Here is an 11069-nt window from a genome sequence, read left to right as displayed (position 1 = left end):
CTTGAGGTCCACGGTTACCTTCTTCGACGCTGAAAGTTACTGCTTGTCCTTCTTCTAAAGATTTGAAACCTTCAGATTGGATAGCTGAGAAATGTACGAATACATCGTCTCCGTTTTCGCGTTCGATGAAGCCAAAACCTTTGTCTGCGTTAAACCATTTTACTGTACCTTGTTCCATAATTGAAAATCCTCCTCGTGCTATTGCACATATATCATACATTGTTGCTAACGCTACGGATCGGAATTTTCGTAATGCAATTCTTTTCTCTAACCCAACAAAATGTTAAATTCATTGTATCATGATTAATTCAATAATGCAAATCGAAATGGCAAACAAATTCGCAATACCGATACAAAATCTTTTTCCAGCGTGCCATTCTGCAATTTTTCGTCAAAAAAAGAACCCGATCCGAAGATCAGGTCCCTATAAGTTTAATTTGAATTAAGCTTTAGTAACGTTTGTTGCTTGAGGTCCACGGTTACCTTCTTCGACGCTGAAAGTTACTGCTTGTCCTTCTTCTAAAGATTTGAAACCTTCAGATTGGATAGCTGAGAAATGTACGAATACATCGTCTCCGTTTTCGCGTTCGATAAAACCAAAACCTTTTTCTGCGTTAAACCATTTAACTGTACCTTGTTCCATAATTGAAAATCCTCCTCGTGCGTTTTGCACTTTATGATACATTGTTGCTAACGTTACGAATCGGAATGTTTTGAAACAATTCTTTTCTGCGCTTCACAAAATGTTAAAGTCATTGTACCATGGATTTTTTGATTGTGCAAGCCCTAACCTCTTTCTTGTGGTTTCAAATTATATAAAAAGAAGCAATCTTTGCGGGATCGCTTCTCTCTTTTTCTTTATTTTTTTTCTTTATCAAGAATTTCGGATATTTTTCTGTCGACATAATTTAAGCCCATACCCATGAAATATTCAGCCAGATCTTCATCGCTGATATCTTTTACATCGTATCCGCCCTGTTTTCTTTTAGCGGCATACCCTTTTCTCATTTTTTCAAGCATATCTTCGGGTAGCTCCACTTGGAATTTCTTCATTGTCATCGCAACCGCCTCCTATGTCGTTGTTAGCCTGAACGATCGGATAAGGTAATGGTACTTCCGCACTGATCAGGTAACGCTTTCATTATACCCTTCTTTTCAAAATATATACAGAATTTTATGTCTGAAGCAGCAATATATTCGATAATTGTTATTTGAATATGACAAAAACCCTTGAAGAGAGTGGATTTTTCAACTCTTCATTCAAAAGATGTGACCGATGCCTACATGATCATCCTCTTTTCCGAGTTACCTGAGCCGATTCATCAAAATCCAGACCGGAAACGCTGGTTAAGGAACTGCGCCTCAACAACGCCTGCATCCTGCTGAAGAATACCGATACCCCAATTGAAACCATCAGCGAACAGATTGGGGTATCGGAACGTCACTTTCTTCTACCAAAAATTCAAACAAGCCTATGACATGACGCCGCATGAATATCGGATGAGTGTGAATTGACCTTGCATTTTCGGGCAAAAAAATGACCGCGCTCCAACTAAAGAGGCGGTCATCGTCATTATTGACTTATTTTCTTTTCTTGAACAGATCCCAAATCGAGAACGTGGCTTTTTTATATATCCGGTTATAGGCGGTCCTTTTGGCGTCACGGATCAAGCCCATTCCTTTTTTACCGTAGAACGGATTTGTTTTTCGCTTGATTGCCCGCTTCACCTTTCCGGTTGTCCTAGCCTTAAATGAACGTTTCAGGCTTGGTTTGCGCATACCGAATTTCATAATGACCAGTCCTTTCTTGCGTACAGATATATTTCTGTTTGATTTTGCTGCGTTTATGGCTCTTGAATCTGCTCAAGTTCCATCTCAGTCACCCACTTGTGGTTTTTGATCGTTTCCCCAGTGACCGTATCTGTATAATCCACCATATAGACTGTTGTCGTTTCAGAGGCATCGATAGTGGCAGTCGCACCGCTCATGCCTTCCGTGTGCTCCGCTTCCAGCACCACTTCACTGCCAACGCCGAATGGGTCTGTTCCGGCATCCATGATTTCCTCCTGGATAACCCATTGATGGTTTTCAACGCGTGGATCCCCGTTGGTTGGATCATAGGAAACTTCGTAAACGATTGTGTCGAAGGCTCCAACGATTGTCGCTTCCGCACCTTCCATGCCTTCCATATGTCCTGCCTGCATGATGACGGAATCGCCAACTTTATATGTAGGATTTTCAGCTTCCATCAACCCTTCAGGAATTACACCGGAATCGTCATGCACCATATCCCCCATGCCTTCTGAACTGCTGGTGGAAGACTCCTCAAGCATGCTTTCCATCGAGACACTTTCCGATCCGACAGAAGCTTCCTCTGTGCCGGTGTCCGTTGAACAAGCGGCCAACAATACGGCAGCCGATAGACTGAACAAACTCATCAACATTTTTCTTTGTTTCATTTCTATCCATCCTTTCTTAATGGTAATGCTTCGCTCTTATTTATAGTGTACTGAAAGTGATTGCGCATTTCAAAGAATAGCCCTTTCAGAAAACCACTGTGATACGCATTAAGCTCCAGAAACCCTTCACTCCGGTTCTGCACAGCTTTGCGATTCTTTTTTGTTTGCGGCAGGCTGCCAAAATATTTTGTGCATAATCCTTGCTTTTTGGAATGGATGCCGTATAATATGAAATGCAAGATAACTCTGTGCATTCCCATAACGGGGACGTTACGGATTCGACAGGTATAGGTCGAGCTTTTGATGCGCTCCGTAGGTTACGTCTACGCTAAAACGTTACAGTTAAAACAACTGACAAAACACAAAACAACACTTTAGCTTTCGCTGCTTAATTGTAGCTAGCTAAGATCCTCCTGGTATCGCCCATGTACTCAGATCAGGGTCTCAATGATGTGGGATACGCTGTGACCTTCCATCTGGAGGAATCAGAAGAGATCAATCAGATTAGCCAACAATAATGCCTGTTAAACGGCTAGTTCAAGGCGAATTCCAATAGTTTAACTATGAGCGTAGACTTGGAAGTGCCGATATGCTTGGACACGGGTTCGACTCCCGTCGTCTCCATACTAGACTAGTATGAAGCAACACCCCACAAGATGCCGATATGAAGCGATTCATTCGACACTTTGCAGGGTGTTTTTTTGTCGTTCAGCAAGTTAGTTGGATTGAGCGGGAGCGGCGGACATCCTGTCTCGGAACAGGATCTCGACTGTTTGGGTTAGTGGCCTGCATCAACGGTCGACATAAGGGCTTTGTCTCGACTGTTTGATTCACCGAAATCCCCAAACAATTGACACATATGCCTTGTCTCGACTGTTCCTGTATCCGGGCCAAGCTAACAGTCGCCATATTCGTCTTGTCTCGACTGCTTAGGTTACCGTCCTGGTCTAACGACCGACACAAACAAATAGAAAAAAAGAGAAGCGGCCGCCCCAACGAGGCAATCGCTTCTCTTTTCTGCTATATTGCTTATTTACTCATGTCTTCCAATTGGAAATGGATGGTTTCCATCGCTTGCAGCAACGCTTCTGCTGTATCCAATGAAGTCAAGCATGGGATGTTGTTTTCGACTGCTTCACGGCGGATCAAGAATCCGTCGGTCTCGCTCGTCTTCCCTTCCGTCATCGTATTGACGACCAGGTTGATGCGTCCGTCGCGGATGGCGTCAAGAATGTCGTTGCTGTTCTCATTGATTTTCTCAATGACGTCGACTTTGATTCCTTCTGCTTCCAACGCTTTGCCGGTACCTGTCGTAGCAACGATGTGGTAGCCCAACGAAATCAAGCGTTTCGCCAATGGGATGATTTCTTCTTTGTCTTTATCCGATACCGTCATCAATGCCGTGCCATAGTCAGGCACATTCACGCCGGATGCGATGAAGCCTTTATACAAAGCTTTCGGCAAGTTGACATCTTTACCGATGATCTCTCCGGTAGACTTCATTTCAGGTCCCAGAACCGTGTCGACTTTCTTCAGTTTACTGAAACTGAAGACTGGCATCTTCACGTATACGCCTGATTTCGACGGAACCAGACCGGTTTTGTAACCCATATCCTTAAGCTTCAGTCCAAGGATTCCTTTTGTGGCCAACTTCGCCATCGGAATGCCGGTCACTTTGCTCAGGAACGGAATTGTCCGGCTCGCACGCGGATTCACTTCGATGATGTAGACGACGCCTTCGCTGATGACGAACTGGATGTTCACCAAACCGATGGTGTTCAGCCCTTGCGCCACGCGGATCGTATAGTCTTCGATCGTTTGGATCAGTTCAGGTGAAAGGTTTTGCGGCGGGTAAACCGCGATCGAGTCGCCCGAGTGGACGCCGGCGCGTTCGATGTGTTCCATGATGCCCGGGATCAGGACGGTTTCGCCGTCGCAGATCGCATCGACTTCCAACTCTTGTCCGATCAGGTAATGATCGACCAGGACCGGACGTTCCGGACTGGCCACGACCGCTTCGCGCATGTATTTCTCAAGGTCGGCTTGGTTGTAGACGATCTGCATCGCCCGTCCGCCCAATACATAGGACGGACGCACCAAGACCGGATACCCGATTTCGTCGGCAACTGCGACCGCTTCTTCAACGGTCACGGCTGTTTTGCCGGGTGCTTGCGGGATATCCAAGTCGCGCAACAACTGTTCGAACAATTTGCGATCTTCTGCGCGGTCCAGATCTTCCAGGCTCGTGCCCAGGATCTTGACGCCGTGTTTCACCAATTTGTCAGCCAGGTTGATGGCCGTTTGGCCACCGAACTGCACAACGACACCCAGCGGTTGTTCCAGATCGATGATGGCCATCACGTCTTCTTCGGTTAAGGGTTCGAAATACAGCTTGTCGGAAATCGAGAAGTCCGTCGAAACGGTTTCCGGGTTGTTGTTGACGACGATTGCTTCATAGCCGGCTTCCTGGATTGCCCAGACAGCGTGCACGGTTGCGTAGTCGAACTCGACCCCTTGGCCGATGCGGATCGGACCGGAACCTAAGACGATGACTTTTTCGCGGTCGCTCGGGAACGATTCCTGTTCCATCCCATATGTGCTGTAGAAGTACGGTGTGAAGGATTCGAATTCGCCCGCACACGTATCCACCATTTTGAAGACAGGGACGATGCCGTTGGCTTTGCGCAACGCGTAGATGTCTTCCGAAGCCATGCCCCACAATTCCGCGATGATTTCGTCGCTGAAGCCGTATTTCTTGGCTTCGCGCAGGATTTCCAGGTCTTTCGGTTCGGCTGCCGCCACTTCCTTCTCCAAGTCGATGATGTGCTTGAATTTGTACAGGAAGAAGTAGTCAATTTCGCTCCATTCATGGATCGTTTCCGGTGTCACGCCGCGGCGCAACGCTTCTCCCAGATAGAACAGGCGCTCGTCGCAAGCGACACGGATATTCTGTTCGATTTCTTCCATCGTCACGGTCTGGCCTTGGTCTTTCGGCAATGCCAGATGGTTGACGCCGTATTCCAAAGAACGGACGGCTTTCAGCATCGATTCCTCGAACGTATGGCCCATGGCCATGACTTCGCCTGTCGCTTTCATCTGTGTGCCGAGGGTGCGGTCGCCCTTTTCGAATTTATCGAACGGGAAACGCGGGATTTTGGATACGATGTAATCCAAAGCCGGCTCGAAAGCTGCGTAAGACGTGCCGGTTACCGGGTTCTTCATTTCATCCAAAGTCAGGCCGACGGCGATCTTCGCCGCCATCTTGGCGATCGGGTAACCGGTCGCTTTACTCGCCAAAGCCGAAGAACGGCTGACGCGCGGGTTCACTTCGATGATGTAGTAGTCGAACGAGTAGGGATCCAATGCCAACTGGACATTGCAGCCGCCTTCGATTTTCAGGGCGCGGATGATCTGCAGGGAGACATCACGCAGCATGTGGTACTCTTTATCGGATAAGGTTTGGGAAGGCGCCACGACGATGGAATCGCCCGTGTGGACGCCGACCGGATCGATGTTTTCCATATTGCAGACGACGATCGCATTGTCGTTGCTGTCGCGCATCACTTCGTACTCGATTTCCTTGAAGCCGGCGATCGATTTCTCCAACAGGCATTGCGTCACGGGTGAGTAGCGCAAACCGTTCGCCACGATTTCGCGCAGGTCAGCTTCATTGTGGCAGATGCCGCCACCGGTGCCGCCCATTGTGAAGGCGGGACGGACAATCAGAGGATATCCGATTTCCGCCGCGAAGCGAAGCGCTTCGCCCACAGTATGGATGATGTCGCTCTCGGGAACCGGCTGATTCAATTCCGCCATCAATTGGCGGAACAGATCACGGTCTTCGGCTTGTTGGATGGAACTCAATTTTGTTCCCAACAGCTCGACATTGAATTCTTCCAATACACCTGCTTTATCCAATTCCACGGCCATGTTCAGACCGGTCTGGCCGCCCAATGTCGGCAATAAGGCATCCGGGCGCTCTTTGCGGATGATGTTCGTGATGAATTCTACAGTGAGTGGCTCCATGTAGACTTTATCGGCGATTTCAACATCCGTCATGATTGTAGCAGGGTTGGAGTTGACCAGGATGACTTTGTATCCTTCTTCTCTTAAAGCCAAGCATGCTTGCGTTCCGGCATAGTCAAATTCAGCGGCTTGGCCGATGATGATGGGGCCTGAGCCGATTACTAAGATGGATTGAATGTCGGTACGTTTAGGCATGTTGTTTTCCTCCTTGGACTGCTTTCATCATATTTACAAAATGATCGAACAAGTAATTGGCATCGTGCGGTCCGGGCGCTGCTTCCGGATGGTATTGAACCGAGAAGACCGGTTTGGTTTTGTGTTTGACGCCTTCATTCGTGCCGTCGTTCAGGGCGCGGTGAGTTGCGACCAAGTCTGTTTGGCTAAGGCTGTCTTCATCCACGGCATAGCCATGATTTTGGCTCGTCAGGCTGATTTTTCCAGTTGCAAGATCCTTCACCGGATGATTTGCGCCGCGATGACCGAATTTCATTTTGTAGGTTGTCGCACCGCCGGCTAATGAGATCAGCTGGTGGCCTAAGCAAATACCGAACATCGGCAGATTATCCTGTGAAATCAATTGCTTGATCGTTTCGATCGCTTCCGGAACGGATGTCGGATCTCCAGGTCCGTTGCTCAACATGATGCCGGCAGGATTGAAGGCTAGAATTTCGTCTGCGCTTGTGTTCCAAGGAGCCAGAATGACTTCGCAGCCTCTTTTCAATAATTCTGCAAGGATGTTGTCTTTGAAGCCGAAATCGAGCAAGACGACGCGTGGGCCTTCACCCGCAAATATTTTGATTTCTTTTGTTGAATTCAATTGGATTTCGTCAACCGGTAATACGTAGGCTTTCAATGATGCAACAATCGCATCCAAGTTGTCCGCATTGCTTACCATTGTGCCACGCATAACGCCGGCGTTACGGATTTTTTTGGTGATGCTGCGTGTGTCCACGCCGTAGATTCCTGGTACATCAAAGTCCTTCAAAGCTGCATCCAATGTTTTGGTGGAGCGGAAGTTGCTTGGATGTTCCGCCACTTCATGCACGACCATCCCTTTCAAGCCCGGAAGCACGCCTTCATAGTCGTCTACGTTGATGCCGTAATTGCCGATCAACGGATAGGTGAAAGTGATGATTTGGCCTGTGTAGGAAGGGTCTGACAAAGTTTCTTGGTAACCTGTCATCCCTGTGTTGAATACGATCTCCCCGATTGCATCCTTTTCTGATCCGAAAGCATATCCTGGATAGCAGCTGCCATCTTCTAAAACTAAAAATCTACGTTGTTTCATGTTGTTCCTCCTGATTTCTGATTGACAAGGTACGTACCTCACTTGCATGAAAAATAGGAAAATGTAAAAAAAACACACCTATTATTGGGCGTGTTTCAACGGTTGTTTACATTAATCGTTTCACATGCCTTGTTAGCCTCTCTGTGCTAATTTAAAGACGTTCTAGCCACGCTGTATCCCGTACAGTATTGTGGATTACGTTAATTTTAGACTATCCGGACGGAATTTTCAATTGATATTTCCAAAAAATGAAAAAAAGATGTGATTTTTAATTGTTCTTGACTCTAAAATACAGAAAAACCCTTGGAAACAAAGGGTTTTGTTCCAAGGGCACTACTTCAATTTATTTGACGTCCTCTTCGACTTTATCGGCAGGCGTCACTTTATGGACTTCCGGTTCCTGCTCATCGCCGGGCGTGAAGTCATCGACAAAATGGTCGGTGCCGTTGTAAAGGTCCAAGTGATAGAAGCCATCCTCATAGCGGACGACCGAAATGCTGGCATTATCCAAATGGCGGTCGATCGAGAAATCAGGAATGACGGCATGGATCATGTTCCGGATCGTCATCCCGTGGGAAACGATCAGAATGTTTGTTTCGGAATCACGGTGCTCGCTGATCAGTTTAATCAAGCCGCGTTCGACACGCAGCCAGAAAGTCATGTAGTCTTCCGCTTCATGGTAAGGATCCATTTCCTTCAATCCGTTCAACTCTTCAATGACGGAGCGGTGGGCATCATAATTAGGCTCACCATCCGCGCTTCCCAGGAATTTATTCAGGTTCCCCCAAGTTTCGGCCGCATCCAGCCCTTCAAAAGAGCCAAAGAATATCTCCCTGAATTCGGGCATGGCCACCACTTTCAAATGGTCGGCATGTTGGTTTTCCTTCAAAATAATCTGCGCTGTTTCAAATGTCCGTCTCAAGTCGCTGCAGTAGACCGCATCGAACTTGACATCGCCCAAGCCTGCTCCGCTTCTCATGACGTCGCGTCTGCCTCTGGGCGTCAATGGGGTGTCGGACCAGCCTTGCATCCGATTGTATTTATTAAGATAAGTTTCTCCGTGTCGCATAAAATAAAACGTTACTCCCTTTTTCAAGGTTAACCCGCCTCTCTCAAGCTACTTTCGCATTAGGATACTTGCTTTCCTTCTCTTATCTTAACAATTCCGGCGAATGATTGCATCTATTTCGTGCAACTATTTGTCGCTGAGCAGATCTTCGACGATTTCGCCGGATTTGTAGGCGCGCAGCAGCTGCTGCAGGTCGATGACTTGCTGGGTCAGCCTCTTGCCGACATCCGTCTGCCTTACCGTCTTGCGCTCCAATTCCTTGTCGACGATGCGTCGGGTCGAAACGATGTCCTTTTCGTTTTCAATGGCATCCTGACGGGAAGTGAACGGCTGATGCGAAACCAGCTGCATCCCGAAGGAGTTGTACAGCAGCGTATAGCCTGCCAGCCCTGTCGTATTCTGGTAGGCTTTCGAGAAGCCGCCGTCGATGACGATCAGTTTGCCGTCCGCCTTCAACGGATTCTCGCCGATCTTTTCTTTGACAGGCGTATGGCCATTGATGATATGGCCCTTCTTCGGATCCAAGCCGAATTCCTTCAGTATTTTGTAGGACATTTCCACATTGTCGCGCTGCTCGTAATACAGGTTCTTCTTCTCGACATGGGTTTCCTTGTCGGCGACGTAGAGGCGCTCGAAAGTCGTCATCTTATCCTTCCCGAACAAGGACGAAGCTTTTCCTTCCCACAGATACCAGATCAAATCGAGCGTGCGGGTGTTGTGCCTCGTTGCTTCGCGGTTCAGATAGCCTCTGCGCAGCACTTCTTCGTATTTGTCCAGGAGGGCTTTACCGCTGTACTTGACATTGGCGATTGCCATCTCCATGAAGCTGCCGTCCGGATTAAGCGGCACACAGCCGTGGAACAAAAGGTTGTCGTTGTAGCTCAAGTACATGCTGCCTTTGCTGAAAAGGAACTGGACATGCTTCTGCAGCCTTTCCGAATTCAGGAACCCGGTCATGAGCCTTTCGACAACCAATATTTCCTCTTCAGTCAAGCGGTAAGGGTCGGCTGGATCGACCGTCGGGAAATAATCGCACAGCATCGGATATTCCTTCCCATCCAACTTCACCGTGCCTTTTTCGTAATCAATGAAGTCCATCACCATCCGGTCGGCCATGTCGAATTCAGGGTGGCGTTTGATGATTTCACCTTCGAGCTTGAACTGGATGATCGAAATGGCTTGGTTCATTTTAGCGATCTGACGGATCTCTTCCGGGAAAATCTTGCTTTCGTCCTCGGTGTTGATTTTCGGCATGAACGGATCGTAACGGTCCTCTTTGTAGATCATTTCGGCAAACGTGATCAGCGGACGCAACGAGATGCCATAAGCGTCCTCGATGATCTCCAAGTTGTTGTAGCGGGCAGAGATGCGGATGACGTTGGCCATGCAGGCTGCTGACCCGCTCGCGGCACCCATCCAGAGTACATCATGGTTGCCCCATTGGATATCCAGCTCGTGGCCATCCATGAAGGTATCTATGATTTTGTCAGGGAATGGGCCTCTGTCGTAGATGTCCCCGACAACATGCAGGTGGTCGACCACAAGGCGTTGGATGACATGCGAAATGGCAGCTATGAGTTCAGTCGCGCGGTCCAAGGAAATGACGGTCTTGATGATTTTTTCGTAATAATCCTCTTTGTTTGTCATGATCGTGTCTTTGAAAAGCAGCTCTTCGATGATGTAGGCATAATCGGCCGGGATCGCCTTTCTGACTTTCGAGCGCGTGTATTTTGAAACGGTGAACGCACAAAGTTCCGTGATGCGCAGCAAGGTCAACGAGTAAAATTCATTGATTTCCTCTTCGGAGTCCAAGCTGTCCACGATCATGTCGATTTTGTCTTCCGGGTAGTAGACGATCGTCGCAAGCTGGTTCATCTCACGGGTGCTCAGCCTCCCTTGGAAAATTTCCCGGATTTTTTCTTTGACGTTCCCGGATCCATTCCTGAGTACATGTTGCACGGCATCGTATTCCCCGTGCAGATCGCTGATGAAGTGCTCGGTTGCTTTCGGCAAGTTCATGATGGCTTCCAAGTTGATGATTTCGGTTACTGTTTTTGCTGCTGTCGGATATTCCTTTGCCAGCAATCGAAGATACTTGTCTTTCGTTATCATTACAATTACACCCCTACTTTTGTCATTTCACTTAGAACGGAACCCCGCAAGGCAAACGTTGCTCACAGGATTATCTTTATTTTTCCTGACAAGATGATTACTTCTATCATAGCTT

10 protein-coding genes and 1 other RNA gene are annotated in these 11069 nt (G+C 47.9%); 2 read left to right on the top strand and 9 right to left on the bottom strand.

The window, feature by feature from the left end; all coding sequences use genetic code 11:
• The 3 genes from PH235_RS09820 to PH235_RS09810 all read right to left on the bottom strand — a co-directional run.
• On the bottom strand, window positions 1-178 hold a 178-nt coding region (locus PH235_RS09820), incomplete at its 3' end, for a cold-shock protein (RefSeq protein ID WP_272162241.1).
• Between the two features lie 264 nt (window positions 179-442).
• Window positions 443-643 (bottom strand): cold-shock protein, encoded by a 201-nt coding sequence (locus tag PH235_RS09815; RefSeq protein WP_086629031.1) that lies wholly within the window; start codon window positions 641-643, stop codon window positions 443-445.
• Window positions 644-858: 215 nt separating this feature from the next.
• Complete coding sequence (locus PH235_RS09810) at window positions 859-1059, bottom strand: hypothetical protein (RefSeq protein WP_086627496.1); 201 nt, start codon at window positions 1057-1059, stop codon at window positions 859-861.
• 345 nt (window positions 1060-1404) lie between these two features.
• On the opposite strand from PH235_RS09810, the gene PH235_RS14585 reads away from it, so the two are divergent.
• Entirely contained in the window at window positions 1405-1515 is a 111-nt protein-coding gene (locus PH235_RS14585; RefSeq protein ID WP_443080868.1) for an AraC family transcriptional regulator, read from the top strand.
• 66 nt (window positions 1516-1581) lie between these two features.
• On the opposite strand, the gene PH235_RS09805 is transcribed toward PH235_RS14585, so the two are convergent.
• Complete coding sequence (locus tag PH235_RS09805; protein WP_108033852.1) at window positions 1582-1791, bottom strand: hypothetical protein; 210 nt, start codon at window positions 1789-1791, stop codon at window positions 1582-1584.
• Window positions 1792-1844: 53 nt separating this feature from the next.
• A complete protein-coding gene (locus PH235_RS09800; protein ID WP_272162161.1) occupies window positions 1845-2459 on the bottom strand; it encodes a YdhK family protein in 615 nt (204 codons plus the stop codon).
• 263 nt (window positions 2460-2722) lie between these two features.
• On the opposite strand from PH235_RS09800, the gene ssrA reads away from it, so the two are divergent.
• Window positions 2723-3086, top strand: a transfer-messenger RNA (tmRNA) gene (gene ssrA / locus PH235_RS09795).
• A 402-nt stretch (window positions 3087-3488) separates the two neighbouring features.
• On the opposite strand, the gene carB is transcribed toward ssrA, so the two are convergent.
• From carB to PH235_RS09775, 4 genes are all read right to left on the bottom strand, one after another.
• Window positions 3489-6680 carry a carbamoyl-phosphate synthase large subunit gene (carB, locus tag PH235_RS09790; protein WP_272162160.1) on the bottom strand — a complete coding sequence of 1064 codons (3192 nt, stop codon included), beginning with the start codon at window positions 6678-6680 and terminating at the stop codon, window positions 3489-3491.
• Window positions 6673-7773: a glutamine-hydrolyzing carbamoyl-phosphate synthase small subunit gene (gene carA, locus PH235_RS09785; RefSeq protein WP_272162159.1), complete on the bottom strand. Its 1101-nt coding sequence runs from the start codon at window positions 7771-7773 to the stop codon at window positions 6673-6675. Before carA ends, carB begins: the two co-directional genes overlap by 8 nt.
• A 343-nt stretch (window positions 7774-8116) precedes the next feature.
• Window positions 8117-8842, bottom strand: a complete 726-nt coding sequence (locus PH235_RS09780; protein WP_334223639.1) for a histidine phosphatase family protein — start codon at window positions 8840-8842, stop codon at window positions 8117-8119.
• A 126-nt stretch (window positions 8843-8968) separates the two neighbouring features.
• Window positions 8969-10954: a fructose-1,6-bisphosphatase gene (locus PH235_RS09775; protein ID WP_272162157.1), complete on the bottom strand. Its 1986-nt coding sequence runs from the start codon at window positions 10952-10954 to the stop codon at window positions 8969-8971.
• Window positions 10955-11069: the final 115 nt, after the last annotated feature.

The organism is Trichococcus sp. K1Tr (genome assembly GCF_028309625.1).
In the GTDB taxonomy this organism is placed as follows: Bacteria; Bacillota; Bacilli; order Lactobacillales; family Aerococcaceae; genus Trichococcus.
This window is presented reverse-complemented; position numbering and strand designations above follow the sequence as displayed.